The 25,614-nt window shown below is 63.2% G+C and carries 25 protein-coding genes; 13 read left to right on the top strand and 12 right to left on the bottom strand.

The window, feature by feature from the left end; genetic code table 11:
* Nucleotides 1-40 precede the first annotated feature (40 nt).
* Together ACE3TA_RS07670 and ACE3TA_RS07675 are read left to right on the top strand one after the other, a co-directional pair.
* Nucleotides 41-1,684 (top strand): FAD-dependent monooxygenase, encoded by a 1,644-nt coding sequence (locus ACE3TA_RS07670; RefSeq protein ID WP_374572189.1) that lies wholly within the window; start codon nucleotides 41-43, stop codon nucleotides 1,682-1,684.
* Entirely contained in the window at nucleotides 1,681-2,310 is a 630-nt protein-coding gene (locus ACE3TA_RS07675; RefSeq protein WP_374572191.1) for a VOC family protein, read from the top strand. Before ACE3TA_RS07670 ends, ACE3TA_RS07675 begins: the two co-directional genes overlap by 4 nt.
* Here ACE3TA_RS07675 and ACE3TA_RS07680 read toward each other — a convergent pair.
* Nucleotides 2,307-2,726 carry a carboxymuconolactone decarboxylase family protein gene (locus tag ACE3TA_RS07680; protein ID WP_374572193.1) on the bottom strand — a complete coding sequence of 140 codons (420 nt, stop codon included), beginning with the start codon at nucleotides 2,724-2,726 and terminating at the stop codon, nucleotides 2,307-2,309. The two genes, ACE3TA_RS07675 and ACE3TA_RS07680, sit on opposite strands and share 4 nt — an antisense overlap.
* A gap of 182 nt (nucleotides 2,727-2,908) precedes the next feature.
* Nucleotides 2,909-6,367, bottom strand: coding sequence for an indolepyruvate ferredoxin oxidoreductase family protein (locus tag ACE3TA_RS07685; RefSeq protein WP_374572195.1), 3,459 nt, complete (start codon nucleotides 6,365-6,367; stop codon nucleotides 2,909-2,911).
* 91 nt (nucleotides 6,368-6,458) lie between these two features.
* Between ACE3TA_RS07685 and ACE3TA_RS07690 the strand changes: the two genes are divergently transcribed.
* A complete protein-coding gene (locus tag ACE3TA_RS07690; RefSeq protein ID WP_374572197.1) occupies nucleotides 6,459-6,887 on the top strand; it encodes a nuclear transport factor 2 family protein in 429 nt (142 codons plus the stop codon).
* A 4-nt stretch (nucleotides 6,888-6,891) separates the two neighbouring features.
* Nucleotides 6,892-7,308, top strand: a complete 417-nt coding sequence (locus tag ACE3TA_RS07695) for a PaaI family thioesterase (protein WP_374572199.1) — start codon at nucleotides 6,892-6,894, stop codon at nucleotides 7,306-7,308.
* Between the two features lie 91 nt (nucleotides 7,309-7,399).
* Here ACE3TA_RS07695 and ACE3TA_RS07700 read toward each other — a convergent pair whose 3' ends face one another.
* The gene (locus ACE3TA_RS07700; RefSeq protein ID WP_374572201.1) at nucleotides 7,400-8,704 is read right to left on the bottom strand and encodes a spinster family MFS transporter; all 1,305 of its coding nucleotides are present in this window, start codon (nucleotides 8,702-8,704) and stop codon (nucleotides 7,400-7,402) included.
* A gap of 125 nt (nucleotides 8,705-8,829) precedes the next feature.
* On the opposite strand from ACE3TA_RS07700, the gene ACE3TA_RS07705 reads away from it, so the two are divergent.
* The 4 genes from ACE3TA_RS07705 to ACE3TA_RS07720 are packed head-to-tail and all read left to right on the top strand — an operon-like array spanning nucleotide 8,830 to nucleotide 12,107.
* Complete coding sequence (locus tag ACE3TA_RS07705; RefSeq protein WP_374572203.1) at nucleotides 8,830-9,687, top strand: fumarylacetoacetate hydrolase family protein; 858 nt, start codon at nucleotides 8,830-8,832, stop codon at nucleotides 9,685-9,687.
* Nucleotides 9,684-10,217 carry a VOC family protein gene (locus tag ACE3TA_RS07710; protein WP_374572205.1) on the top strand — a complete coding sequence of 178 codons (534 nt, stop codon included), beginning with the start codon at nucleotides 9,684-9,686 and terminating at the stop codon, nucleotides 10,215-10,217. The genes ACE3TA_RS07705 and ACE3TA_RS07710 overlap by 4 nt, the downstream gene beginning before the upstream one ends.
* 49 nt (nucleotides 10,218-10,266) lie before the next feature.
* The gene (locus tag ACE3TA_RS07715; protein ID WP_374572207.1) at nucleotides 10,267-11,118 is read left to right on the top strand and encodes a fumarylacetoacetate hydrolase family protein; all 852 of its coding nucleotides are present in this window, start codon (nucleotides 10,267-10,269) and stop codon (nucleotides 11,116-11,118) included.
* Nucleotides 11,118-12,107, top strand: a complete 990-nt coding sequence (locus tag ACE3TA_RS07720) for an NAD(P)H-quinone oxidoreductase (protein ID WP_374572209.1) — start codon at nucleotides 11,118-11,120, stop codon at nucleotides 12,105-12,107. Before ACE3TA_RS07715 ends, ACE3TA_RS07720 begins: the two co-directional genes overlap by 1 nt.
* A gap of 10 nt (nucleotides 12,108-12,117) precedes the next feature.
* Here ACE3TA_RS07720 and ACE3TA_RS07725 read toward each other — a convergent pair whose 3' ends face one another.
* On the bottom strand, nucleotides 12,118-13,839 hold the full coding sequence (locus ACE3TA_RS07725; protein ID WP_374572211.1) for an FAD-dependent monooxygenase: 1,722 nt from the start codon (nucleotides 13,837-13,839) through the stop codon (nucleotides 12,118-12,120).
* A gap of 285 nt (nucleotides 13,840-14,124) precedes the next feature.
* Between ACE3TA_RS07725 and ACE3TA_RS07730 the strand changes: the two genes are divergently transcribed.
* The 3 genes from ACE3TA_RS07730 (at nucleotide 14,125) to ACE3TA_RS07740 (ending at nucleotide 17,222) form a co-directional block, all read left to right on the top strand.
* A complete protein-coding gene (locus tag ACE3TA_RS07730) occupies nucleotides 14,125-14,847 on the top strand; it encodes a GntR family transcriptional regulator (protein ID WP_374572213.1) in 723 nt (240 codons plus the stop codon).
* 78 nt (nucleotides 14,848-14,925) lie between these two features.
* Complete coding sequence (locus ACE3TA_RS07735; RefSeq protein ID WP_374572215.1) at nucleotides 14,926-16,449, top strand: class I adenylate-forming enzyme family protein; 1,524 nt, start codon at nucleotides 14,926-14,928, stop codon at nucleotides 16,447-16,449.
* On the top strand, nucleotides 16,449-17,222 hold the full coding sequence (locus ACE3TA_RS07740; RefSeq protein ID WP_374572217.1) for a glutathione S-transferase family protein: 774 nt from the start codon (nucleotides 16,449-16,451) through the stop codon (nucleotides 17,220-17,222). Before ACE3TA_RS07735 ends, ACE3TA_RS07740 begins: the two co-directional genes overlap by 1 nt.
* A 125-nt stretch (nucleotides 17,223-17,347) precedes the next feature.
* Here ACE3TA_RS07740 and ACE3TA_RS07745 read toward each other — a convergent pair whose 3' ends face one another.
* Both ACE3TA_RS07745 and ACE3TA_RS07750 read right to left on the bottom strand, forming a co-directional pair.
* Nucleotides 17,348-17,962 carry a VOC family protein gene (locus tag ACE3TA_RS07745; RefSeq protein WP_374572402.1) on the bottom strand — a complete coding sequence of 205 codons (615 nt, stop codon included), beginning with the start codon at nucleotides 17,960-17,962 and terminating at the stop codon, nucleotides 17,348-17,350.
* 27 nt (nucleotides 17,963-17,989) lie between these two features.
* Nucleotides 17,990-18,640, bottom strand: coding sequence for a TetR/AcrR family transcriptional regulator (locus ACE3TA_RS07750; protein WP_374572219.1), 651 nt, complete (start codon nucleotides 18,638-18,640; stop codon nucleotides 17,990-17,992).
* 87 nt (nucleotides 18,641-18,727) lie between these two features.
* On the opposite strand from ACE3TA_RS07750, the gene ACE3TA_RS07755 reads away from it, so the two are divergent.
* Both ACE3TA_RS07755 and ACE3TA_RS07760 read left to right on the top strand, forming a co-directional pair.
* The gene (locus ACE3TA_RS07755) at nucleotides 18,728-19,534 is read left to right on the top strand and encodes a glutathione S-transferase family protein (RefSeq protein ID WP_374572221.1); all 807 of its coding nucleotides are present in this window, start codon (nucleotides 18,728-18,730) and stop codon (nucleotides 19,532-19,534) included.
* A gap of 122 nt (nucleotides 19,535-19,656) precedes the next feature.
* Nucleotides 19,657-19,848, top strand: coding sequence for a hypothetical protein (locus tag ACE3TA_RS07760; protein WP_374572223.1), 192 nt, complete (start codon nucleotides 19,657-19,659; stop codon nucleotides 19,846-19,848).
* Here ACE3TA_RS07760 and ACE3TA_RS07765 read toward each other — a convergent pair.
* The 6 genes from ACE3TA_RS07765 to ACE3TA_RS07790 form a co-directional block, all read right to left on the bottom strand.
* Nucleotides 19,845-20,615: an enoyl-CoA hydratase/isomerase family protein gene (locus ACE3TA_RS07765; protein ID WP_374572225.1), complete on the bottom strand. Its 771-nt coding sequence runs from the start codon at nucleotides 20,613-20,615 to the stop codon at nucleotides 19,845-19,847. The two genes, ACE3TA_RS07760 and ACE3TA_RS07765, sit on opposite strands and share 4 nt — an antisense overlap.
* A 21-nt stretch (nucleotides 20,616-20,636) precedes the next feature.
* Nucleotides 20,637-21,872: a thiolase family protein gene (locus tag ACE3TA_RS07770; protein ID WP_374572227.1), complete on the bottom strand. Its 1,236-nt coding sequence runs from the start codon at nucleotides 21,870-21,872 to the stop codon at nucleotides 20,637-20,639.
* 15 nt (nucleotides 21,873-21,887) lie between these two features.
* Nucleotides 21,888-22,676, bottom strand: coding sequence for an SDR family NAD(P)-dependent oxidoreductase (locus ACE3TA_RS07775; RefSeq protein WP_374572229.1), 789 nt, complete (start codon nucleotides 22,674-22,676; stop codon nucleotides 21,888-21,890).
* Nucleotides 22,673-23,896 carry an acyl-CoA dehydrogenase family protein gene (locus ACE3TA_RS07780; RefSeq protein ID WP_374572231.1) on the bottom strand — a complete coding sequence of 408 codons (1,224 nt, stop codon included), beginning with the start codon at nucleotides 23,894-23,896 and terminating at the stop codon, nucleotides 22,673-22,675. Before ACE3TA_RS07780 ends, ACE3TA_RS07775 begins: the two co-directional genes overlap by 4 nt.
* Before the next feature lie 83 nt (nucleotides 23,897-23,979).
* Nucleotides 23,980-24,771, bottom strand: coding sequence for an enoyl-CoA hydratase/isomerase family protein (locus tag ACE3TA_RS07785; protein ID WP_374572233.1), 792 nt, complete (start codon nucleotides 24,769-24,771; stop codon nucleotides 23,980-23,982).
* 145 nt (nucleotides 24,772-24,916) lie between these two features.
* Nucleotides 24,917-25,612: a glutathione S-transferase N-terminal domain-containing protein gene (locus ACE3TA_RS07790; protein ID WP_374572235.1), complete on the bottom strand. Its 696-nt coding sequence runs from the start codon at nucleotides 25,610-25,612 to the stop codon at nucleotides 24,917-24,919.
* Between the last annotated feature and the right edge of the window lie 2 nt (nucleotides 25,613-25,614).

A 25,614-nucleotide genomic window follows, 5' to 3' on the forward strand; every position in this document is an offset into this window, starting at 1 on the left:
AGACGGCAGCAATTCGTTCGGCAGCGAGCTAGAGAGCTTGGTGTCTCAGGTGCTGGTGGTCGGCGCCGGTCCGGTCGGTTTGGCGCTGGCGCTTGATCTCGGCTGGCGCGGCGTTGACGTTGCCCTGGTGGAGCAGGCCGACGGAAGTGTCGGTCAGCCGAAGATGGATATGGTCAACGTCCGCACGATGGAGTTCTGCCGGCGTTGGGGCATCGCTGATCGTGTCAGAGCGGCAGGCTTCCCGCAGGATCATCCGCAGGACATCGTCTACTCGACCGGCGTCCTCGGCTACGAGCTGAAGCGCGACTTTCGTCCTTGCATGGCGCAAGAGCCAATTGCTCCCTACAGCCCGACGAAGCGGGAGCGATGTCCTCAGAACTTCTTCGATCCGGTGCTGATGCGGGCGGTGCGCGAACAGCCGACCGTCGACCTTAGGCTCGGCCACCGGCTGGCGGATTTTCGCGATATGGGCGATCGAGTGATCGCTCAAGTCGAGGACCTCGCGCGGGGCCGAACCATTGAGGTTGTCGCGCGCTATTTAGTGGCCTGTGATGGCGCCGGAAGCCCGATCCGTCGGGCATTGGGGATCGGCGTCGAAGGGCGCGACGCGCTCAGCTACAGCATGAATGTCCTCATACGCAGCCCCGCGCTTACGGCTGCGATCCAGGGCAGGCGCGCCTACCGATATGTTCTCATTGACCCAAAAGGTCTGTGGGGGAGCCTGGTGGCGATCGACGGGCGCGACGTGTGGCGGCTATCGCTCATCGGCGGCGGCGATCGTCGAAGCTGGTCAGACGCCGACATCAACGCGGCGGTCCTAAAGGCATTCGGCGCGCGGCTCCCATACGACGTCCTCTCGGCCGTTCCTTGGACCCGCCGCGAGATTCTCGCCGAGACCTATCGGCGAGGACAGTGTTTCCTTGCGGGCGATGCTGCACACCAGATGTCCCCCACCGGTGGGTATGGGATGAACACGGGAATTGGAGACGCGGTCGACCTATCCTGGAAGTTGGCGGCATGCCTTGAGGGCTGGGGCGGCGAGGGCCTGTTGGCCAGCTATGACATCGAACGCCGGCCTGTCGCACGTCGGGCAATGGAAGAAGCAACTGCGAACCTCGGTCGAATGGGGAAGGCGTCGGCCGATCCTGACCTGCTTGCGGCTGACGCAGCAGGGGATCGCGTGCGGCGAGTGGTGGGCGAGCGCGTCGCTGGATTGATGGCGCGCGAGTGGCAGTCAATTGGGATCCACATCGGCTATCGTTACGACGCCTCGCCGATCTGCAGCGATGAGCCGGGCCCGCGGCCGCCCATGGAAGTGACTAGCTACACACAGACCGGCTATCCCGGCGCGCGAGCACCGCATGTTTGGCTTCCAGACGGAAGATCCACCTTAGATTTGTTTGGGCGTGGGTTCGTTGTCCTAGACCTCGGGGCGACGCCGGGCGGGGCCGAGGCGTTGGTCCAGGCCGCCAACGAGTGTGGCGTGCCTTGCCACTGCCATTTGCTCGCCGACCCGGCCATACAGGCGGTGTATGGAGCCGCCCTGGCGATCGTCCGACCGGACGGGCATGTGGCCTGGCGCGGCGATGAGCCGCCCGCGGTTCCGCTAGTGCTATGGGAGCGGCTGCGCGGCGCGACGAGTTCGGATTCATCGACCACTATGCGAGCAATGAGGGCGCTGTGAGTTGGCTGGAGATTCCGAAGGACGTGCAACTCGCCGCGCGGGCGCTCGCGCCGCTGCGAATTAGTGAGACGGTGCTGAAGACAGCGCATTTCGAGGAGATGAAGCACTGGTACACCTTGGTGCTGGGCGTATCGCCCTTCTTCGAACGCGCGCCGCCTTCTGATCAGTCCGACGCCCAGTTGAGGGCTCTTGGACGCGCTAGCGACCGCCGCATCTGCTTCATTCGCCTGCACCTGGATCACCCTTACACACAGGTGTTTGGCTTGTTCGAGATTCTGGATTTGGACGATCAACCTGATCGCGATCCGGGGCTTGACCACATGCAGTTCCGCAACGCTTCGATGGCGGACCTGGTGTCCCGCTACGAACTGTTGCTGGGATTGGGCGTGAAGCCTTTTCGTACGGCCAATCATGGGCCCGGCACGAGCTTCTACTATCATGACCCGGATGGGAATCGCGTCGAGCTCTCTGCGTCGAACTTCGATACCGAAGGAGACTATCTCGCCTACTTTCAATCGGAGGCCTATCGAGCCAATCCGTCGGGAGTCGAGATTGACGTGGCTGATTTCGTCCGCCGCTTCCGGGCCGGCGTGCCCAAAGTGCAACTGGTTCGGATGCCGAGTTAGTCTGGAGCGTCTACTGGCGTCTCGTAGGTGTTCATCAGCATCGCGAGCATCGAGTAGTAGCCGAGCAGTCCGACCACCTCGACAACGCCGCAGTCGCCGAGCGCCTCGCGTAGGCCTTCGAAACTCGCGTCGTCCAACGCCCCAGTTTGAAGGAGCGTTCGCGAAGCATTTAGTACGGCCGCCATCGTAGGATCAGCCAGGTCAATTGGGGATTCACTGCCGATCGCTGCGATAACGGGTTCGGGAACTCCTGCCGCTCGGGCGAGAGGAACGTGGTGCGCCCACTCGTATCCGCTCTTCCAGTGACTGGCTGTGACCAAGATGACCAGCTCAGAGAACCTGGGCTCGAGCGATGTACTGTAGCGTAGGAACGCGCCAAGCTCCTGCGCGAGATCGGCGAGCTTGGGGCTCGCCAAGAGCAATCGATGCGGTGCGAGGACCCGGCCGCGTGGGCCCGCGGCGATCCTTGCATGGACCGCATGTTGCTCCGGGCTTAGCTGCATTTGGCCTGGCGGATTGTAGCGAGCGCCCTTCATGCTGAGACCCACGTCGGCTGGGATGCCATCGTCCTCCCGCTAGTGTTGCGACCGCAATGTGTTCAGACGGTCGCCATTTGCTCAGCAACCCGGCCCTTGAGTTTCCCCGGGCTGATTTTCTCGCGCCAGAGCGCTAGCAACCTCGTCTTCTCATTCTCATGACGCGCGATGGCCGCCGCCTTCACATGGCCAAATCCGCGGACTTCGGATGGCAGCGCCAACAGGGCGGTTGCGATGTCGCGCGGCCCCGCGCAGAGGTTAGGCGTAAGTTCATCAAGCAGCGCTTCGTATTCGGCGAGAAGACGACGCTCCGTACGGCGCTCGTTCGTCCATCCAAATGGATCCAGCGGCGTGCCCCGAAGACGTTTGAAGCGTGCGAGAATTGACAACACCGGAAAGATCCATGGCCCAAAGGCGATCTTGCGAGGGTGTCCCGTTGCGCGGTCGCGCGGGGCAAGTAACGGTGGGGCGAGGTGCAGTCGGACCCGACCGACGCTCGTGAACTCCTGATCGAGAGTGCGGCGGAAAACCCCGTCTGTGTAGAGGCGTGCGACTTCGTATTCGTCTTTGATCGCCATCAGCTTGAAGAGCGCATCCGCGGCGACACGAGCGAGCGCCGTGTCGATCGCAGCGATCCGGGCGACCCGATCACAGTAGCGTGCAGCGTACGTGGTGTTCTGGTAGGCGACTAGAAAGTCTCTTCGCCGGCTGTCGACGACCTCGGCGCTTTCGGCCGCCGGCTTCGGTCGGGTGTCGATCTCCAACTCCGCCATGCCAGTCGTCCCTTCGTGGGCCAACCGACGGCCAAGTTCGAAGGCGGTAAGGTTGGTCTCGACCGCGGCCCCATTCAGCCGGATCGCGGTCGCCAAGCTTTCATGAGAGACCGGCAGTGCGGACTTCTGCCAGGCGAACCCAAGCATGAGCATGTTGGCGAAGACCGCGTCGCCGAGGAGCTTGCGGCTGAGACCCGTTGCGGCGCAACAGGCGACCGCATCCCCGCCCAGTGCGCTGGCGATGCGATCGATCAACGCTCCGTCGTTCATTCTGGCGGTAAGATCAAAAATTACGCCGGCGGTCGGCGCCACATCCGCATTGACCACGGCTGCCGCGCCCGACCTCTTCGACAGCTTCAAGTGCTCGGGCGCGGCGGCGACGACCGCATCGCACGCGATCAGGTAGTCGGCTGCGCCAACTCCGATCTTCACCGCTCCGATGGCGTCACGTCGCGCGGCAAGCGTCAAGTGACTTGCTACGGCTCCGTTCTTCTGCGCCAGGCCGGTCATATCCAGGACCGCGCACTCAAGCCCGTCCAGATGAGCGGCCATGGCGACCACGGCGCCAATCGTCACAACGCCGCTGCCTCCGATTCCCGTGATGAGAATACGCTTGGTGGTCTCGATGCGGGCGCGGGCGGGCTGGGGCAGGGGCGGGCGGTCCGCCAACCAACGCCGCACCCGACTGGCGTCCGCCTTGCGCGGCTGTGCGCCCTCGACCTCCACGAAGCTCGGACAAAATCCTTCGACGCACGAGAAGTCCTTGTTGCACGCGGATTGGTCGATAGCGCGCTTTCGGCCGAGCGGCGTATCGACCGGAGCTACCGCGATGCAGCTGGACGCCTTGACGCAGTCGCCGCAGCCCTCGCACACACGCTCGTTGATGAAGAGGCGACTGGGCGGTTCCGGCAGCAGTTTGCGCTTGCGTCTGCGGCGTTTTTCGGCCGCGCAGACCTGTTCGAAAATTAGGATGCTGACGCCTTCGACGTCACGGAGTTCACGCTGAATGGCGTCGAGTTCTTGACGTGGATGCACGGTTGCGCCGGTCGGCAATCGCCGTGGCCGCTCCGGTTCGTCGGTAGCGATCACAATGCGTTTGACCCCCTCGGCCGCGAGTTCCGCGCAGATCTGTTCTACCCCCAGAACTCCGTCGACGGGCTGGCCGCCGGTCATGGCTACGGCGTCATTGAACAGAATCTTGTAGGTGATGTTCACTCGCGCGGCGATCGCCGCACGGATGGCAAGTAGGCCAGAGTGGAAGTATGTGCCATCGCCCAGGTTTTGGAAGACGTGCTTGCGGTCCACGAAGGGCGCTTGGCCAATCCAGGCCGCACCTTCGCCGCCCATCTGGCAGACCGTGGCGGTGTGTCGATCTGGCATTCGGCTGGCCATTGTGTGGCAGCCGATCCCGGCCAGGGCGACAGACCCTTCGGGGACCTGCGTCGATCTATTGTGCGGGCAGCCGGCGCAAAAGAATTCCTTTCGCACCAAGAGATCTGGCAGGGCCGGCGCCTGGCGCGGAGCATGTTCCGGGGCGGCTTTCAGGTCTGGGATCAACTCACGAAGGGCGCGCACCAAGTCTTCAGGTGAAAGCTCGCCGTGAGAGGCAAGCAAGGCCTGGCCTGCTGCGTCGAACTTGCCGATGATCAGCGGACGCGGGCCTTCCGGCATCTGCGCATACAGGAGCGCCTTGAGCTGGGGCTCGACGAGCGCTCGCTTTTCTTCGATGACCAGGATCCGCTCCAACCCGTTGGCGAAGGCGAGAACGCCTTCTGGCTCTAGCGGCCATGGCATGCCGACTTTGTAGACGGCGAGCCCCAGTGCTTGCGCCTCATCCTCGTCGATTCCGGCGATCCGCAAGGCGTCAAGGAGGTCGTTATGTGCTTTGCCGACGGTTATCAGACCCAGCTTCGATCGCTGGCCGTTCCAGACCACGCGATCCACCCGGTTGGCTCGCGCGAACGCCTTCGCCGCCGCGAGCTTCGGGCCGACCAGTCGGGCCTCCATATCCTGCTTATTCTCGGGCCACCGAATCCCAAGCCCGCCTGCGGGCCGATCGTCAACGTCGGGCGCGCGAAGGGTAGGCCGCGCTGAGATGCCCGCAATTGAGCCGCTTGAATCGGCAAGTTGGGTCGTGACCTTCATGCCGACCCAACAACCGGAATAGCGAGACATCGCGAAGCCGACGAGCCCGAACTCCACGAGCTCTTGCAGGTCGGAGGGCGCAAGGACGGGCATCATGGCCGCCACAAAGGCCTGTTCGCTCTGATGAGCGATCGTGGAGGACTTTGCGCCGTGGTCGTCACCGGCGATGGCGAGGACGCCGCCGTTTGGGGCCGTCCCGGCCATGTTTGCGTGCTTGAAGACGTCGCCTGACCGGTCGACGCCGGGTCCTTTGCCGTACCAAAGCCCGAAAACGCCATCGACGCGCGCCGCACCGACTAGTCCGGTTTGCTGCGCCCCCCAGATGGCCGTCGCGGCCAGCTCCTCATTGACGCCGGGCTGAAAGTGGATGTCGCGCGTGGCCAGTTGAGACCCGGCCGCCCAGAGCTCCGCATCCAATCGACCCAGAGGGGACCCGCGATAGCCGGATACGAAGCCGCCGGTCGAGATTCCGGCGGATCGATCGCGCTGATGCTGCTCCAGCAACAGGCGCACAATCGCCTGCATCCCATTCAGGAGCACTCTGGGCTGGTTCAGGTCATAGCGATCATCGAGCTGGGGGGCGGGTGGCGGCGACGAACTCATCGTAGCTCCAAAATGCATGCAATAGTTGAAGTTCTATGCATTTTGCGTTAGGAGATCAAGGGTGCTCAGCGGAGCTAGGGGGAATTCGCGCATGATTGACGCGACGACGTACGGCGAGCTTGCGCAGCTTGCGCATCGCTTTTGGGGCGCTTTGGATCGCAACGACTACGGGGGATTGCTGAGGCTGGTCACCACCGACTGCCGTTGGAATCGCGGTGGACGCTGGCGGGAGGGCGGCGCAGACATAGAAGCGGCGCTTCTCGAACGCCCCGCCGGTCTCTTCGTGCGCCACCTTATCACCAATTTGGAGGCCGAACTGCGCGAGGATGGGAGCGCCGTGTGCAGTTACTATCTGAGTGCTTTCTCGTCGCGCGCAGCCAAGGATGGCCCGCCGCCCTATCCCGCTGCGGCTCCAGTCCTCATGGCGGACTATCGCGCCGTGTGCGTGAGAACCGAAACTGGTTGGAGCTACAAAGAGCTTGGCGGCGCGACGACCTTTCGTGCACAGCCGGCGGCCTGACGTTGTGACGACAAGCCTCGAACGAATCCGTCAGAGCATCAGAGGCAGCCTCTTTGCTGAGGTCCTTGGCGGGGAGGTGCTGACCTGCGCTGACGGCGCCTGCGAACTGCGGATACCGATCACGCCGACGGTGCAGCAATATGCAGGATTCGTCTTCGGCGGCGTGGTGGCCTTCATCGCCGACCTTGGTTGCGCATGGGCTTGTGCATCTGTGGGCGGAGCCAATGTGACGGGCCAGCTCAACGTCCACTTCCTAGCGCCTGCTGTTGGCGACACGCTCATCGTCCGCGGGCGCGCGGTGCGCAACGGGCGGCGGATGAGCGTTGGCGCTGCCGACGTGTTCGCTCTGGTCGAGGGCCAGGAAAGGCTGGTTGCGACGGCGACAGCGACGCTAACGCCTACGCCGTCGCCGCCCAGCTAGTCATTTGACGCTTGTTCTGTAGACGAGGGGGCGGCGTCGCCACGTCTAGGCGCCCGTCGTCGGCTCAGGTCTGATGGGCGTGCTCTCGCACCTACGCCTTGATGTCCGCCTCTATGGTCCGGCGCGCGAGCACCAAATGCACGATCGGCCATAAGGCGAAAGCGCTGCACCACAGGAGCGCGTGGCGCAGCGATTCCGGTCCCGACGACGCGTAGAGGTCGCTCATCAGCCCGATGAAGAAGGGCCCGGCGCCCGTGCCAATGAGACTGGTGAGCAAGGTCAGCAGGGCGGCGGCGCGCGCTCGCAGCCGAGGGGGCGTCACCCCCTGAATCAGCGCAAATACAGGTCCATGTGCGGCCAGGCCGAACAGGCTGGAGAAGAAGTTGAAAGTCAGCGAGAGGCCTGCAGAGTTGCTGGTCAAAAGGGCGACTTTGAAGAGGAACGCCAAGGCGTAGCAACCAGCGGCGTAGGTGATCACAATCAACGCGCCACGCTGCAGGAGCCGGTCGCCGACATAGCCGCCGCCAAGCGCGCCGACCGTTGAGGCGAGACCACTCACGGCGCCGTACACCAGGCCAACTTGGGCGATGCTCATGCCATATGAGCGCACGTAGAATGAAGGCAACCATTGCTGGAGGCCGAACGCGACGAACCCCGCGCCTCCAAACACCATGGCCAGGTGGATATATGATGGGCGCGATTTGATCAGACCGAGAAGTGTCGACGGCTCGGCGGCCCCCGCAGTGGACTGCGACGGTGTGTCATGGCCGCCTCGCGCCGGCTCCTTCAGGGTCAGGCGCACGACTATGGCTAGCACAATCCCCGGCGCGCCCACGAGAATGAACGTCTCGCGCCATCCAAACCTGGAGACCAGCCAGCCACCAATCATTAGGCCGGCCATCATGCCGACCGTGCTGCCTGCCGTATGAATCGCAAGCACGCCTGAGCGTTGCTTCGGCGGAAAGTAGTCTCCAAGCACCGAATGCGACGCAGGCAGGCAGCCGGCCTCGCCCACGCCCACGCCCACGCGGGCGGCCAGCAGGTGGAAGAAGTTTTGCGCGAGACCGCAAATCGCGGTCATCGAACTCCAGATGATGAGGGCCGCGGAGATGATGTTGCGGCGGATCGAGCGGTCGGCCAGACCTGCGATCGGAATTCCAAGCGTGGCGTAGAATATGGCGAACGCGAACCCGGACAGGACGCCCAACTGGGTGTCGCTGAGACTCAACTCCACCTTCATCGCCGGCATGAGGACCGAAATCACGGTCCGGTCCGCGAAGTTAAAGACGTTCACCACCGCGAGAAGGACGACCACATAGGTCAGGTAGGCGCCTGAATGGCGCGGAGGTCTCACATCAGTCGGCGCGGCGGCGCGCGCTTCCAGTTCGATCGCCATCTGGACGTCTCAGCTCCCCATTTTGGCCAACCTGCTTCATGTGCGTGCGAAATGCAATAATGCATGCATTCAATTGACGGCGCGCGCACATGACCGTACGATCCACCCAACATGGGGGAGGTCCGATGCGGATTGTTCGGTATCGCTTGGGGGCAGATGAGAAGGTGGGGCTTCTCGAGGGCGACGAGATCGTCCCTGTGGCTGGAGCCGACTGCGCCAGTTTCGTTGTTGGGACGCCAGCGACCCTGGTGGAGGATCCCGGCGCGCCGCGTGTGCGATTGGACCAGGTCCAAGTGTTGGCCCCAATCGTGCGGGGGCGGTTCTTCTGCATCGGCCTGAACTACCAGGCTCATGTGGCCGAGGTGGCGCGCGACCCAGCGGAACGGCCCTCGGTTTTTACGCGAACTCGTGAGTCTCTCGCAGGTCCCGGTGACAGCCTCTGGCGCCCAAAGGTGTCGGAGCAGTTCGACTACGAAGGCGAACTCGCCGCGGTCATCGGCAAGGCTGGGCGTCACATCTCCACCGAAGACGCGCTCGACCACGTCTTTGGATACACCTGTTTCCTTGATGGCAGCGTTCGCGACTTTCAAAAGCACTCGGTGACCGCCGGGAAGAACTTCGAAAGAACGGGGGCCATCGGCCCCTGGATCGTCTCTCGCGACGAGGCGCCCCAGTGGAACGCCATGACCCTTGTGACGAGGCTAAACGGTGCGGTCGTTCAACAGACTTCGACCAGCCTCATGATCTATGGCCTGCCGGAATTGGTGTCTTATCTCTCGACAATCACGACTCTAGCGCCGGGCGATGTGATCGCGACAGGAACTCCCTCGGGGGTGGGTGCGCGCCGTACGCCGCCGCTCTGGATGCATGCCGGCGACCGGATTGACGTTACCGTCGACGGCGTCGGAGCACTGGTTAACGACGTCGTCGATGAACCCGAGTTCGTTCCCACCACCGCGTTGGTGCAGGAGATATCGTCATGAAGTGGCCTACAGCACGCATAACCCACATCGGTTTGACCGTCGGCGACCTCGATGCGGCCATCGCGTTCTTTACGCGCGCGCTTGGCATGCGGGTCATGAAGCGAGCCGCCGGCCGCTTCGCCACGCTCAGCTTTGGCTACCAACACCACGATATCGCGCTCTTGCCGGCGCCGCCCGGAACGCCACGTAGCCGGGGGCTGGGCATGCACCATGTTTGCCTGGACTTTCAGGACTACGAGTCGTGGGTGAGGGCCTATGGCCGCTTGGTTGACGCCGGAGTCGAAATCGAACGGGTGGTCGACCATCGGACGGGTGTTGGAATCTACTTCTCCGACCCTGAGGGCAACAATTTCGAGGTTTGGTACGAAGCTTTTCCAACGATGGAAGAAGCGATCGAGAACGGTCACCAGATGTCCGAGGAGTTCGAGGAGAACCACATCGGATACGCTGTGGATCAGGCGCAGCTCTATCGCGACTATCAACGCCTTCTGACCAAGGACGTATTGAAGCCCGAGCTCGAGCTGGCCTGAGCCGGTCGCCGGGTTTGAGCTCGGCGCATTTCACCTAAGGGGAGGACGCATGCGTCTGGTGACTTACGTCGCCGGCGGCCGGACGGCTGTCGGCGTGATCAAAGGAGACGGCGTTGTGGATGTGGCGGCGCACATGCCTGACGCGCCAAAGGATCTACGGGGGCTCCTTGCGGGAGATTGGATAGCTAGACTCTCGTCGCTGGCGTCGGCGGAAACCGACTTTGGCCTGAGCGACGTGAAGTTCGCGCCGGTGGTGCCCAACCCAGAGAAGATCTTCCTGGTCCTGCTCAACTATGAGTCGGACAGGATCGCGCAAGGGCGGCCCAAGCTTGCCTTTCCGCATCTGATGGCGCGGTTCGCGGACAGTCAGGTAGGTCATCGTCAACCCCTGGTCATTCCCGGCGCGACGCAGGAATTCGACTTTGAAGGAGAGCTCGCCGTGGTTATGGGCGCCGGTGGCTGGCGCATTCCGGTGGAACGCGCTTTGGAGCATGTCGCAGGCTACTCCTGCTATAACGATTGCGGCGCGCGCGACTTCATGCGCCACACGCGCCATTTCACCGCCGGTAAGAACTTCCCGGCGTCAGCAGGCTTCGGTCCTTGGCTTACGACCGTCGATGAGGTTCCCGATCTTTCGAAGGCGACGCTGACCACCCGCCTGAACGGCGAGGTCTACCAGACCGGGACCCCTGCGGACCTGACCTATCCAATCTCTGAACTGATCGCCTACATCTCCAGCTTCACGCCACTTTATCCAGGAGATGTGATCGCCACGGGGTCTCCCGGCGGGGCGGGCCATGCGCGAACGCCTCCGCGGTTCCTAAAGCCAGGCGATGTCGTGGAGGTTGAGATCGATGGGATTGGCCTGCTGAACAACCCCTGCGTGGCGGAGGCTGCGTAGTGCGCCTTCCCGACAGCATGAGGGTCGTGGAGGTCGTCGCGGGCCAAGTCGAACTCGGGCGACGTGAGCTGCCGGCCATTGGCGCAGACGAGGTGTTGCTGCATGTCGCAGCGTCTGGCGTCAATCGCGCCGACATCTCGCAGCGTGAGGGCCGATACCCGCCGCCGCCGGGCGCGTCCGACATCTTAGGACTTGAGGCTGCAGGGGTGGTCGTTGCGGTAGGAGAGGCCGTGACGAACCGAAAGGTCGGCGACGTCGTCTGCGCCCTGCTGGCCGGCGGCGGCTATGCTGAGTTCTGCTCGGTGCCTGCCGTGCAGACCGCCGCCGCCCCGGCCGACCTCTCCTTGCCGCAGTTGGCCGCCCTTCTCGAGAGCGCCTGTACGGTATGGGATAACATCTGGCGTCGGGGGCGGCTGACGTCCGGGGAAACCCTTCTCGTTCACGGTGGAGGTAGCGGCATCGGGGTGATGGCGATCCAGATCGCGAAGGCTTTGGGCCATCGTGTGATCGTCACCGTCGGAACCGCTGAAAAACGCGACCGGTGTCTGGCGCTCGGCGCGGACGCGGCCGCGATCTACACCCAGGAGGATTTCGTCGCCGCAGCGCGCGCCTTCACCGACGGGCAGGGCGTCGATGTCATTCTTGACATGGTGGGCGGGCCCTATCTTGGTCGCAATCTTGAGGCGCTTGCGGCCGATGGCCGGCTTGCCGTCATTTCGGTGAGTGGCGGTGCCACGGGCGAAGCGAACTTGCGGATGATGATGCAGCGCCGCTTGACCGTCACGGCTTCAACATTGCGCGCCCGGAGCCCTGCGGCCAAGGGCGAGGTGGTCAGGGACGTCGAGGCGAACGTTTTGCCGTTGATCGCTTCAGGGCGCGTGACGGCCGTGGTTGACCAGGTCTTTCCCGTCGATGACGTTGAGTCCGCCCATGCGCGGATGAAGGCCAGCCTGCACTTTGGCAAGCTGGTCCTCGACTGGCGCGTTTGAGCCGTCCGCGTCATGCGACGCGGGCGGCGTTCTCAGAGCTGCGCAGAATTGTCTGGAATGTGGTCCGGAGGGCCAAGGTCGGGTCGCGCGGCATCTCGTCTACGCGCCAGGCGACATGCCCGTCCGGCCTCACCAGCAAGGCGCCGGTCGGACTGTGCCCCCGCAGTTCGGCCCACTGCCCGTGGGGATCATGAATCGACGCGCCGGCGCCGACGAGGGCCACCTTCAGCGGCCAATCCGCTCCCTTCGCAGCCGCGATCCAGCCATGGCCGGCTTCGCCTGCGAGTAGGGTGAAGCGGTCGTAGGCCAGCAGGTCGTGGATCGACAGGCGTTCGCCGTTCTGTTCAACCCATGTGTGGGGCAAGCGGGCGCCGGGCCTCGTGTTTGGAATGTACTCAGTGCTTCCAGCCCACGATCGTTCCGACCCGTCAGGAATGACCGCGCCGTTCTCGTAGACATACCCAAGGTCCAAGCCAAACGAGATGTAGTGTGGCGCCTGGTCGTTGGCGGCGGCCTGGATCTTCTGACGCAGGGCCTCGCTCGATGGTCCCAGTGTGTCCAATGCGGCGAACGCGGCGAGGGCGTGCTCCCGATCACCATTCAACCCGAGGGCTTCGGCGACGCCCTCATTGCGAAGCTGGTTGCTTAGGCTTTGACTGCAATTCGCCTTCGCCACCGGCTGACACTCCGCCTCGTAGGTGTCGAGCAAGCCCTCACCGGCCAAGCCGGCTCTTACCAGGGCGAGCTTCCAGACAAGATTGAAGGCGTCCTGGACGCCGGTATTCAGCCCAAGGCCGCCTGTCGGCGGAAATCGATGTGCGGCGTCGCCAACGAGGAACAAGCGACCTGCCCGGTAGCGCTCCGCGACCTGGGCGGTCATCGTCCAGTTTCCAATTGCTTTGATCTCGACGGGGTGGGCGTCGTCGCCGATCGCGCTTGCAAGTATCCTTCGACAACGCGGTTCGTCGAAGTCCGCCGGCCCCTCCAGCTCCGCGTCATACGGGTACATGAAAACCGATCGACGGGCCATCGCATGCACGATGAGCGAGCCGGTGGCGTCTGGATTGAGACACCAGTTCACATTGGCTGGACGATCCGCCAACCATTGACTGAGGTCGGAGTGAAAGTAGATCGAGATAAAGTGAGCGATGGCCGTCGGGCCGACCATCTCGATACCGGCTTGGCGTCGCAACATGCTTCCAGCGCCATCGGCGGCCAGCACATAGTCCGCCGTGACGTTTCTCAATTCGCCAGTGCGCAGGTCCCGCAGAGTGACCGTCGCGGCCCGGTCACCGGTCTCAACCCTGGTGCATTCGGTCTGGAACAGGATCGAGGTGCGTCGTCGCGTCACTTCCTCCGCGAGCAGCTCCTCGAGCTCATCTTGAGGTAAATTGGCGGCGCGCGTTGGGCTGATCGCATCGAGCCAATCGCCCAAGCGCGCTGACGACAGATCCAGGGACGCGATCATCGGGCTCGTCAGTCGCCAGAACCAATTGATGTACCGAAGCTGCTCGCGCGGCGTTGCGCGCGCATGCACGACGTCCGCAATTCCCAAGGTGCGGAAGATCTCCAAAGTCCGTGTTTTCAGGACGTGCGCCTGGGGCGCCGCATGCAGGCGGTCGCTACGCTCAACCACCAGGTGCTCGATGCCCAGCGCTGACAGGAGCAAGGATGCTGTGAGCCCCACCGGTCCGGCGCCGACAATCACTACCGGGTAAACTTGCGCTTCCAACAGGACATCCCCCATTCATTCCGCAAACATTGCCTACGCGCGCAAACAATGCGCGCAATATGCAAAATGGCATCATTTCAATAAAAATGCATGCAAAAAACGTGGGGACGCCGTTGGCCGTTACGTGGAAGATTGGCGAGGGAGCCAAGGGCGCGTCTGGTCGCAAAGGGCAGGAGGTGCGCCGAAAGATACAGAGGGCGCTTTCCCACGCGGCGTCTGCGGCCGGGTGCTTGCACACAAGGGGCAAATGCATGCATTACTTCGAAAATTGGGGTAGATTGAAGAGTGTCCACGCAAACTGAGAGCGCCATCGCGCAGCTTCGCGAGCTGCTGATGAAGGGGGAATTCGCCGCTGGCGAAAAGCTGCGCGAAAAGGCGCTCGCAGATCAGCTGAGCGTGTCTCGCACGCCTGTGCGTTTGGCCCTTACCGAGCTCGCAAAGGAGGGGCTGCTTGAGTACAACCCCAACCGTGGTTTTGTGGTTCGCCAGTTTTCGATTGACCACATTGTCGCTGCCGTAGAGGTGCGCGAACAGTTGGAGGGCTTGGCGGCGGGCTTGGCGGCTCGCAGGGGATTAACCGAGCGCCAGCAGCGCAGCCTGGAGTCCTGTCTGTTACAGGTCGACGGGCTTCTGCTTAAGACTGAACTCGATCACAAGGACATTCGCACTTGGAGCGAGATCAACGGCGATTTCCACGGCATGATCGTCGAAGCTGCAGACAATCCTGTGCTGATTGATTTTGTCGGCCGCTTGGACGCTGTGCCCCTCGCATCGGCGCGCACGTTCGCAGGCACCTATGATCGGCTTGATGTCCAACTTGACGTCATTCGCAAGGCGCAGACGCAGCATAGGCTGGTCTACGAGGCCATCATGGCGCGGGATCCTGAGCGCGCCGAGGCCACAATGAAGCAGCACGTCCGCGACGGTCGTTCGAACCTGCGCGCCCTGTTGGAGAGGCTGCACGAGGCGGACGCCGCCAACTTCCCGGTCTTGAAGCTCGTCCGATAGGCAGGCCGTCTGCCTCAGACTGATCGAGTTGCACCTCGCAAGATTGCATGCAATATACATGATTGTCTGCGAGGTGAAATGTTCCCAATTGACTGTCTATACCGGGGCGCATGGGTCGCCGCCGACCAAGTCGCTGTGGAAACGGAGGCTGGAGATCGCCGGCTTACACACCGCGAACTTGCGCGCGCGGTCGACGCGCTTGCGAGCGCCATACAAGATAGGGTGCCGGAGCGGCAGTCGCGTATTGCGGTCTGTGGGCACAACACGATCGAGCACCTGATTTCGATCCTGGCGATTTACGCGTCAGGAAACACGTGGATCGCGCTCAACCCGCGCAGCTCATCTGCTGATCTGAATCGCCTGATCGATGCGTCGCGGCCAGCGCTGGTCATTGCAGATGAGGATTGCGTCGATCTCTTTGACGCCACCCTTGCGCCGCTACTGATCGGGGCGGCGTCAGGCCGGCCTGGCCGCGAGAGCGTGGCGGGCTGGTTGCGTCAGTCGGCCGGAAGGCGTCCTCGTGAGTGCGGCGTCGGTCTCGCTCACCTTCAAGCGATTAAGTACACGGGTGGCTCCACGGGTGCGCCGAAGGGCGTGATGCAATCATATCGCGCTGGCGCGACGGCCATCGCAAACCTGCAAGCCGCCTATGGCTACGATCGAGACGAAGTGAACCTCGTGGCCGCCCCATTGAGTCACGCGGCCGGGGTCTACATTCTTCCAATCCTGGCCGTCGGCGGGCGCCACATTCTGCTGAAAAAGCCAGCTGCCTCACCGATCCTTGAGGCGTTGGAGCGGCGCGGCGTCACTCGGTGCTTTCTGCCGCCGACAGTGATTTACAACTTGCTCGCCGACCCATCGGCGACGCGCCGCGACTACGACCAATTGCGCGCCATCAGCTATGGAGCGGCGCCGATGGCGACCGAGAAGATTCATGAAGCGCAGTCAGTGTTTGGGGACAGAATTGACGTGGCCTATGGCCAAGTTGAGGCGCCGCAAACCATCGCCCTTGGCACGGCTGCGGATCTAGCTGACCCGACAGCGATCGGGTCAGTCGGGCGCCCGGGTCGGATGAATCGCGTCGCGATCATTGGCGCCGATGGAGGGCACGTGCCCGAGGGCGAGATCGGCGAAATCTGCATTCGGGGGGATCTGGTCATGAATGGGTACCTGGACAACCCCGACCTGTCGGCTGAGGCGACCCGCGGTGGTTGGTTGCACACCGGCGACCTCGGCTACCTGGATGGGCGCGGGTACTTGTTCATCAAGGGGCGCTCCAAGGAGATGCTGATTACTGGCGGCTTTAACGTCTATCCGAGCGACGTGGAACAGGCGCTTGCTCGACATCCGGCAGTGTCCGAGTGCGTCGTTTTCGGCCTGGCCGATGAGAAGTGGGGCGAGCGAGTAGAGGCCGCCGTGGTCTTGCGCGAGGGCGCGGTCGCGTCAGCAGACGAGATCATAGGCTTTGCGAAGTCGCTGGTCGGATCTGTACAGGCGCCAAAAGTAGTGCACCAAGTCGACTCTCTACCTCGAAATGCCGTCGGCAAGATCGTAAGAAGTAATGTTGCGTCTATGTTTAGTGACCAAGCGGGAGGCGCATAATGTTGAAATTGTATCACTTCAACGAAGCAATTTGTGGCGCAAAAGTTAGGCTGACTCTTGCCGAGAAGGGTGTCGAATATGTTGAGGAGATTGTCTCGCGGGACGCTTTGGTGCAACCTGAATATCTACACCTCAATCCCAACGGAGTCGTTCCGACGCTCCTTCACGACGATCTAGTATTGATTGAGTCCAGTGTGATCATGAACTACATCGAGGACGAGTTCTCTGGTTCAAAGCTTCGCCCTGGTGCAGCCCGTGATCGAGCCGCCATGAACATGTGGATGAAGCTCGTTGATGAAGTCTACCATCCGGCGCTCGGTGCGTTGACATATGCGCTGGCGGCCCGCCGGCGATATCTGTCAATGAGCCCAGAGGCGCGAGAAGCGTCCTACGCGACCATCCCTGATCCTGTGCGCCGTAAACGTCGGCGCGATGTTGTAGAGAACGGGTTGGAGGCCTCCCAGATTCCGGATGCTATGAAGGCGCTTGGGGGCATGCTGAACCGTCTTGAAGCGACCAACTCATCCCAGCCGTGGTTGGCCGGCGAGGAGTACAGTCTGGCTGACGCTGCAATGACGCCAATCGTAAATCGGATCGCGTGGTTCGGTCTGCTCGAAGACGCTCCTGCCGCAGCGGCTTGGTTCGACAGGGTCCGGGCACGCCCGTCGTATGCGCAGGTAATCCTGGCGCGCTCGTCGGAGACCTATGTTAAGGCGCTTGGAGACAGCGCCGCTCCGCACCACGCACAATTGGTCGGGCTGATGAGAGGATAATATCGGCGAGGGGGCGGATGGCATTCTCACGCCGGAATAGGCTCCGGCGGCTCTTGTCTAAATCGCATAACTTGGGCCGCCGGACGCAGGACAATTCGAATGACAAGGACATGGGTTCGCGTCCATCAACCGATTGGCGTCGGCGTTAGGTTGGCGTTTCCCGCCGGCAGTTGGGCGGGCACTTGGGCTGGATCGATCAAAGGGCGCTCAAAAAGAGACCGCGCCGGCTCGCCAGCACGATAGCGGCGGATCAGATCGTCCGCATTGAATTTCACGCCGATTGGGTTGGCGGCGAAATCGCTGCGCACGAACCAGGCCGCGAGCGCGGCGTCAGTGTCAAAGAGGTCTATTTGAAGTTCGACCTGATTGCCGTCCGGATCGCGGTAGTAGAAGGACAGGGTCGGCCCGTGATTGATCGTCCAGTAAGGTCGGATCCCCTGGCTCGCCAGTCGTTCGTAGGTGGCGAAGAGTTCGTCCGCGCCGCGATAGGTGAAAGCGACATGCTCCAGCCCCGCGCTTGAGGTCGGGGCCGGCGTCACCCCCGGCCTTTGAATGATCGCTACGCGGTGATGCTCGTCGTCATAGGTCAGGAAGCTGATCATCGGGTTCGAAAGGACGACCCTCGCATTCAGCACCGTGCAGTACCAGGCCACGACGGACTCGGCTTGACCTGTCCGAAGGACGACGTGCGCCAGCTTGATCGGGGAGATGAGTTGGGCCTCAGCGTTGGGTGCGTTCACGATCAACGGCGCTCCATTGGGCGAGATTTAAGCGGTATCTTCCGCGTTGCGGATGAGCATGCGCGCGACGGACTCGGCATGGCGGTCGATCGTCTCGGGGGTGAGGGTCCCCTGTCCGGTCAGCAACCGGCGCTCCGGGGCCATCGTGAAGAAGCTGCTGGCGCCCACGAGGGTGTAGTAGAAGCTTGCGACGTCCATGTGAGGCGTGGCGCCGAGAGCTCGCGCACGATCAAATATCGACGCGACCCGCGCGTAGAAGGGAGCAGCATGGCGCTCGACGATCCAGCGGAGGCGACTTTCGTCGCGTTTGCCTTCGTCAAGCATGATGCTGTGCACCTGCGCATGTGCGGCGCTGGCGCGAACAAAGGCGCTGACAAATCTACGGAGCGGCTCCACGCCCTCATCGGCGCTGGCACGCTCCGCCTTCCGCAGGGCGATATCCAGGTCGCACCCTAGTGCGTTGAACATGCGGTCAATGCAGGCCCGCCAGAACGCATCCTTTGACCCCCAATGATAGCTGATCAAGTTGCGCTTCACGCCCGCTGCGCCCTCGATCAGGCGCGTGCTCGCGGCGTGATAACCCAGCTCGGCGAAGGCGGCGGCGCCGGCCCGCAGTAACCGCTCCCGCGTGCCCTCACTCACCCCCGGATCGAACTCGCCATTCGACGCTTCATCCATACTCGGGCATCCTTGTCAATTGACAAGTCTCATGGCAGGGTGTCGGCAGACTTGTCAAGTGACAAGGTCTCGGACGCGGAGGGATCCATGCTTGCGCTCTACCGATTTCCTGGCGCCACCTGCGCCGCCAAGGTGTTGATGGCGCTCCACGAAAAGGGCGTCTCCTTCGAGGATAAGGTGATCGGGAGAGAGGATCTGGCGAGCGACTGGTATCGTCGTCTCAACCCGAATGGCGTGGTGCCGACGATCACTCACCAGGGGGCCGTAATCATCGAGTCGAGTGTCATCCTCAACTATGTGGAGGATGCGTTCTCTGGACCCCCGCTCCGACCCGCGAGCGCGCTCGCGCGCGCCAGGATGAACTACTGGCTGAGGTTGACAGACGACGCGCTGGAAAGCCTCGGCGTGCTTACCTATGCGATCGTGATGCGGCGTCTGTACCAGAGTCAGACGCCAGCGCAACGCGAAGCGCAATACGCGGCGATTGCGGATCCGCGGCGTCGCGCCGTTCGTCGCAGTGTGATCGAATATGGGCTCGAGGCGCCCGAAGCAGATTACGCGTTCAAGACCCTGTTCGGACTCCGCGAACATGCGAGTCGGGCTGTGCGCGAGGCGGACTTCTTGGCGGGCGACGAGCTCAGTCTTGCCGACATCGCGCTGGCTCCTTTCATCGCCAGAATGCAGCTTTTGGGTCTGCTCGACCTGGCGGAGCGTGACGATACGTTCGACGCATGGTGGGCTCGCGTTCAGGAGCGCCCCTCCTTCCAGAGGGGCGTCGTGGACTCCATGTCGACAGGCGCCGTAGATGCGGCGCGTGCAGCTGTAGCGCTCAGCCGTGAACATCTGGCGAGGTTCCGCGCCGCAGCAGTCGAAGCCGCCCCCGGTCCCGCATAGGAGGGCCGACACGCACCACGGATCGGCCTGTCGAACGAACGCTCGCTGGCGCCGAGCGGCTTGCTAGTTCATAGAATGATATATATCATTCCATAGTCGTCCATGGATGTTGGAGAAGCGGCGTGTCCAAGCTGATTGCACTCATCAAGCGTTGTTGGCAGGTCGGAGCGGAGTTCCTGCTGGCCATGGAGGGCGCCGGCGGGTACGGCCATTTGGCCGACAGAGTCGCTGTGTTGGAGCGCGATGCTGCACGATGGCGCCATGAAGTCGGGGAGGGCAAGACCTCGACCTGCTGCGAGCGTCGAAGCGGCTAGTATTTCGGCGGCCGCTTCTCAAGGAAGGCGGTGCAGCCTTCGAGGAATTCGGAGCCGCCAAGGCAGGGCGCCTGCGCCTGCAACTCATCCTCCAGGAAGCTTGAGAAGTTGACTTCGGCCCTTCCCATCAACCATTTGGTCTGGGCCAACGCCAAACGAGGCATCGCGGCCAAGCGCAGCGCCAGCGCTTCGGCTTCGTCCTGCACGGCGTCGTCGGCGTGAACATGATCGGCTAGTCCCTGACGAGCAGCCTCTGCCGCCCCCAGAATCGCTCCATCGAAGATGAACCTCCGGGCGCCCTGAAGTCCAAGACGCCTAGCCAATAGGTGAAATGAGCCCATGTCGGGGACCAGGCCGATGCGCAGGAAGGGCATCCCAAATCGCGCACCTTGGGCCATGAGGACATAGTCGCAGCACAGGGCAAAACCCGCCCCCCCGCCAATGCACACCCCTTCGATGGCGGCGATGGTTGGTTTGTCGGCCGTCGCAAGCAGGCGGGCGATCGCGATGGTGTCGCGGTGGTAAGCCCGAAACGCCGAGGGGGCCATTCGCCGCATCCATTCGATATCGCCGCCGGCGGAGAAGTTGCCGCCCTCGCCGGTCAGGATGATCGCGCGCACCTCCGGATTGTTGAGCACGGTCTGAACGGCTGCAAGAAGGTCATCGCGCATGCGTAGGTCGATGACATTCATCCGTTCAGGCTGGGCAAGCCGGATGCGCGCCACGCCGGGGAAGGGGCGTTCGATCAGAACGCTTGGCTCAGCCATGGGGAAGGCGTCCGACACGCGTCACCGCGCGAGGATGGTTATGGTGGCGGCGGCCTCCTCGATACCGTGGAAGCCGCCGCCGTTTTCGGCGAGCGCAATCCGCGCGCCCGCCGCCTGCCGGCGCCCTGCCTCGCCACGCAGTTGTCCGACCAGTTCGAAGATCTGGCCCAAGCCGGTGGCGCCGATCGGGTGGCCCTTGGACTCCAGCCCGCCCGAAGGGTTGACCGGGATGCGCCCGCCCAGACTCGTCATGCCACGCTCGGCGAGCCAACCGCCCTGGCCGATCTCGCAGAAGCCGAGGTTTTCGGTCTGCACCAGTTCGGCGAAAGCCGAGGCGTCGTGGACCTCGGCCACGCCGATGTCGCGAGGCCCGAGACCCGCCTGTTCGTACGCCCTTAGCGCCGCCGTCCTGCATAGGTGCTGCTCGGGCTCGTCGGCGCTGCGGTCGCTGCCGGAGCACAGGACGCTGCTCAGCACCTCAATTGCGCGGTTCGATCCAAAACGGGCGAGCGCGGACTCGGTGCAGAGAATGGCTGCGGCTGCGCCATCGCTGATCGGCGAGCACATCGGCAGCGTAAAAGGCCATGAGATCATGCGGGCGGCGAGTACGTCATCGATGCTCATGTCCATTTGGTACTGAGATCGCGCGTTGAAGACTGAGTGACGGTGGTTCTTGGCGGAGACGGCGGCCAGCTGGCGTTCGGTGGTGCCGTAGCGACGCATGTGCGATTTGGCCAACGCCGCGTAGACATCCATGAAGACGCTGCGCGGGCCCGCCGGCTCGAGGCGGTCGGGCGGCGCCTCGACGCCGGTTCCGAGTTCCATCAGGGTGTGTACGATATTGGGCACGTCGTGGACGTCCCAGGCGCCGTCGAAGACCGTCGCGACCTTTGACTTGTCGGGGTGGAAAAGCTTGTCGACGCCTACCGCAAGCGTGACCTCGGCCATGCCGGCCTTGAGGTAAGCACAAGCCAGGTGGAATGCGGTGCTGCCGCTTGCGCAGGCGTTCTCGACGTTGGTGATCGGAATGGACTCGAAGCCCATGGCGCGTAGGGCGATCTGGCCGCCGACCATGAACTGGCCTTCGAGCGCTCCTTGTGACGTGTTGGCGAAGAACGCGCTTTGCACGTCCGACATTGTCGCTCCTGCATCGGCCAGAGCGTCGGCGACAGCCGCACGGGTCAGGTCTTTGACCGACTTGTCGGCATGGCGGCCAAATGGCGTCATGCCGACGCCAACGACGTAGATCTTTGTCATTGGAAGCTCCCGCGCCTAGGACGCGCGCTTGGGGGAGGAGTCGCGACCAGCCGCGAAGCCTCCGTCGACGATGAGGGTCTGACCGGTGACGTAGGAAGCCTCATCGGAGGCCAGGAAGGTGATCATGGCCGCGACCTCGTCAGGCTGAGCAAAGCGTCCCATGGGCACCGTATCGAGCAGCGACTGGCGAAGCGCATCGTTCTCGCGCATGCCATGGGTCATGTCGGTTTCGATGTAGCCAGGCGCGACGCCGTTCACACGCACGCCCCGGTCGGCCCATTCGAGGGCGAGGCACCGAGTCATGGCGTCGAGACCGCCCTTGGTCGAGACATAGGGCAGGCCCCGCGTCACCCCGACGATCGCCGTGACCGATGAGACGCTGACGATGCTGCCTGAACCCTGGTGCAGCATACGACGGCCTGCCGCCTGAACAGCGAAGAAGGCTCCCCGCAGGTTGACCGCCATCACCTCGTCCCACATCTCGGGTGTGACGCGCTCGGATCGGGTCCAATAGGGACTGACGCCGGCGTTGGCGACGAGGATGTCGAGCTGCCCAAAGCGATCGACAACGTCGGCGACGGCGCGCTCCGACTGAGCCGGGTCGGCCACATCAAGAGTTAGAGCGCATGCGGGCACGCCAAGTGTGGCGGCTTCCGCGGCAACCGCCTCGGCCGCCTGCGTGGAACGTCCCGCGGCGATCACGCTCGCTCCGGACTGGGCGAGACTAAGCACCGTGGCGCGGCCAATGCCGCGCGTGCCGCCGACTACAAGCGCGACCTTGCCGCTGCAATTCGGCATGGTCATGCGTCCCACCGATAGCCGTTGAGGAAGGTCTGGGCGGCCACGGCCATCTGGATTGTGGGGGGGCCTTCCTCCAGCCAGTTCAGGCGGGCGTCGCGATAGAGGCGCTCAATTGGATACTTGCGGGTGTAGCCGATGCCGCCATGGGTCAAGAGCGCCCGATCTGTCACGCGGCCAACCGCCTCGAGGCCGAAGAGCTTGCACATGGACGCCTCGGCGGGAATGCGTCTCCCCTGATCCCACTTCGCAGTTGCATCAGCGATCATTCCCCGCAGGGCGTAGATGTCGGTGCCCATCTCAGCGAGGTAGCGTTGGATCGCCTGCCGGCTCGCGAGGGGCTTGCCGAACGTCTTTCTCTGCTTTGCGAAGGCGAGGGAGAGCTCCAGGGCGCGCTCGGCCGTCCCCAGGGACGTGGCGGCGATGAAGACCCGGCTGATCTCGAGGACTTCCTCCATTTGGGTCAGCCCTTCGCCCTCATGGCCGATGATGTTGCTGACCGGCACGCGGACGTCGACGAGGTCGATCTGTCCGTGTTCGCCGCCCTTGCATCCCATCGTCTCCGGTAGCGGCGTGATGGTCATGCCAGGGGTTTCCCTCGGCACGAGAATGCTGCTGATGCCTGCGGCGCCGGCCGACGGGTCAGTCTTGGCGATAATCATGAAGTGGGTGGCGATGTCCGAATTGGTGATCAGCCACTTGCGTCCGTTGATCACATAGTCGTCGCCGTCGCGCACAGCGTGGGTGCCGATGTCCATTCCCGAGCCATGATCTGGCTCGGTGAGGCCGAAGGCGACGGACTTGTAGCCTTGGGCGACGTCCGGCATCAGCGCCTGCAGCTGCGCCTCCGAAGCGATCTCGAGCAGTCCGTGGCTCACTGAGTTGTGCACGTGCACGAGCACGCGGATGCCGCCCTGGATTTTGGACAGCTCAGCAAGGATTGGCATGTACTGAGTGGTGGACAGGCCGATGCCGCCAAACCGACGCGGGATCATCAGGCCGAAGGCGCCCATGTCGCGCAGTAGCGGGTCCACGATTTCATGTGGGACGTGCTCGTTGTCCTCGATCTCCTGTTCCAGGGGGTCGAGGTCGCGCCAGATGGCTTCAAAGAACTTCTTCTTGAACGCTTCGTATTCAGCGTCTGGCAGCCCAGTCGGCTCCGGTCGCGAACGGTAGAGTACGCCAGAAGCGCGCCCCGAAGCGTCGGCTTTCGTCTCTAAGGTCACCTAAATCTCCTTTGATTTGACGTGCGCGCCCGGCGTTTCGAGCGCGGTTGCGGTCGGCCGGCGGTCGCTTTCGACATGGCCGCTCAGCAGCCGCGAAACTGAGGCGGGCGCTTGGCGTTGAAGGCCGCAAGACCCTCTTGCATGTCGAAGCTGAGCGCATGCAGGCCCCCAAGGGTCAGCTCGGCCCGAAGGGCGACGTCTCGGGGCTGTTCAAGGCCGTCGTCGACAAGCTCCTTCATGCGCCGAAGGCCAAGCGGGCTCTTATTCGCGAGTTTCGCGAAGAGCCGTTCCACCGCGTCGTCAAGCTCGCCGGGCGGTGCAATCTCATTGAGCAGCCCAGCCGCCAGCAAGGGCTCGGCTGGCAGGAGTTCTCCTGTGAAGAACAGGTACTTGGCGCGGGTAGGGCCGATCTTGCGCGGTAGGCGCACCGACGCGCCGCCGCCCGGGAGCAGGCCGAAGTTTGCGTGGCCGTCCCCGAGCCTGGCGTTTGGGTCGGCGATCGCCAGATCACAGCACAGGATGAGTTCCAGGCCCCCGCCTGTGGCGAGGCCGTTCACCGCAGCGATGGTCGGCTTCGGAAAGCGCTCGATGCGCACCAGCAGATCCAGAACGCGCCGGAGGAAGGCGGCCGTCGCCGCCTCACGATCGGCTTTGGGCAATTCGCCAAGGAACTTGAGGTCCGCCCCGGCGCAAAAGGCGCGCCCTGTTCCGGTGACGGCGACCGCCTTGATGGTCGCGTCCGCTTGAGCGTCGTCGAGCGCCTTTTCGAATTCTTCGACGAGCCTTGGTGTGAGGGCGTTCAGCCCTTCAGGCCGTCTAAGGCGAATCCAGGCTCCGGCGCCTTTCTTCTCATAGGCGACGTCCTCGAAGTTCATGCCAAATCCCCCGTCCAGCGAATGACCAACGATTCAATGAACTGAATTCAAAGTCAATCACCTTTCGTCGTTTGTCTCTGCTCGTTCTCATGGCGACCGCGATTGCTGTCGAGGAAATGGGCCGGCCGGCTCTTGTAGAGCCTGGCTAGGCGCCGAGCGTGGCCGCACTGCGAGCTAGGCCGTCATGCAGGTCCAGCATCCGCTCGCGCCAGTCGACGAGGGGGTCTGTGTCGTCCATGACCGCGTATGGACTCATGCACCGCGCCCACTGAAAGGCGGCGAACGCGATGTAGTCGGCATAGTGTCGAGCCTCGCCGCCCAGAAACAGCTGACGTCTGAGCGCTTGGCGAAGCGGGCGCCAGCTCTCACGCACGCCCGAGATACGAGTGTCACGCGCGGAGGCGTAGACTTCGATGGACGTTCCAAGGAAGCGCTCACGGCTGGCCCGAAAGTAGGGTTGGTCCTGAGGGGCCAGCCGCTGTAGGACGTCGAGCGCGATCAGACTGAAGACGCCGGGAAGGAGAACCGCGTCGGCCCAACTGTGGAAGAACTCAGTCAGGGCTCTTCCAGTGGGGCCGCCAAAAAGTGTGGGAGCGTCCGCATAGGCGGCTTCGAGGTGGTCGGCGATCTGTAGGCTTCCCCCAATCCAGCGGCCGTTGTCCACGAGTACGGGCGCCGTGGTCTGTCCAGATGGCGCGATCGCCTCCTTGTCGGTGAAGCGCCACGCCAACGTTTCGGCTTTCACCGCCTTGTGCGCCAGCGCCAGCCGAATGCGCCAGCAGTAGGGGCTAAACCGTACAGCAGGGTCGGATGCAGCGAGATCAAACAGGACTGTCGCCATCG

Origin of the sequence: Phenylobacterium sp. (genome assembly GCF_041916435.1) — a bacterium.
Lineage (GTDB): Bacteria > Pseudomonadota > Alphaproteobacteria > Caulobacterales > Caulobacteraceae > Phenylobacterium.

What these genes read in the sequence shown, in the direction of transcription:
- ACE3TA_RS07685 (WP_374572195.1), bottom strand. Translation starts at nt 6,367, where the DNA reads ATGAGTTCGTCGCCGCCACCCGCCCCCCAGCTCGATGATCGCTATGAC.
- ACE3TA_RS07690 (WP_374572197.1), top strand. Translation starts at nt 6,459, where the DNA reads ATGATTGACGCGACGACGTACGGCGAGCTTGCGCAGCTTGCGCATCGC.
- ACE3TA_RS07700 (WP_374572201.1), bottom strand. Translation starts at nt 8,704, where the DNA reads ATGGCGATCGAACTGGAAGCGCGCGCCGCCGCGCCGACTGATGTGAGA.
- ACE3TA_RS07705 (WP_374572203.1), top strand. Translation starts at nt 8,830, where the DNA reads ATGCGGATTGTTCGGTATCGCTTGGGGGCAGATGAGAAGGTGGGGCTT.
- ACE3TA_RS07710 (WP_374572205.1), top strand. Translation starts at nt 9,684, where the DNA reads ATGAAGTGGCCTACAGCACGCATAACCCACATCGGTTTGACCGTCGGC.
- ACE3TA_RS07715 (WP_374572207.1), top strand. Translation starts at nt 10,267, where the DNA reads ATGCGTCTGGTGACTTACGTCGCCGGCGGCCGGACGGCTGTCGGCGTG.
- ACE3TA_RS07735 (WP_374572215.1), top strand. Translation starts at nt 14,926, where the DNA reads ATGTTCCCAATTGACTGTCTATACCGGGGCGCATGGGTCGCCGCCGAC.
- ACE3TA_RS07740 (WP_374572217.1), top strand. Translation starts at nt 16,449, where the DNA reads ATGTTGAAATTGTATCACTTCAACGAAGCAATTTGTGGCGCAAAAGTT.
- ACE3TA_RS07750 (WP_374572219.1), bottom strand. Translation starts at nt 18,640, where the DNA reads ATGGATGAAGCGTCGAATGGCGAGTTCGATCCGGGGGTGAGTGAGGGC.
- ACE3TA_RS07755 (WP_374572221.1), top strand. Translation starts at nt 18,728, where the DNA reads ATGCTTGCGCTCTACCGATTTCCTGGCGCCACCTGCGCCGCCAAGGTG.
- ACE3TA_RS07765 (WP_374572225.1), bottom strand. Translation starts at nt 20,615, where the DNA reads ATGGCTGAGCCAAGCGTTCTGATCGAACGCCCCTTCCCCGGCGTGGCG.
- ACE3TA_RS07770 (WP_374572227.1), bottom strand. Translation starts at nt 21,872, where the DNA reads ATGACAAAGATCTACGTCGTTGGCGTCGGCATGACGCCATTTGGCCGC.
- ACE3TA_RS07775 (WP_374572229.1), bottom strand. Translation starts at nt 22,676, where the DNA reads ATGACCATGCCGAATTGCAGCGGCAAGGTCGCGCTTGTAGTCGGCGGC.
- ACE3TA_RS07785 (WP_374572233.1), bottom strand. Translation starts at nt 24,771, where the DNA reads ATGAACTTCGAGGACGTCGCCTATGAGAAGAAAGGCGCCGGAGCCTGG.
- ACE3TA_RS07790 (WP_374572235.1), bottom strand. Translation starts at nt 25,612, where the DNA reads ATGGCGACAGTCCTGTTTGATCTCGCTGCATCCGACCCTGCTGTACGG.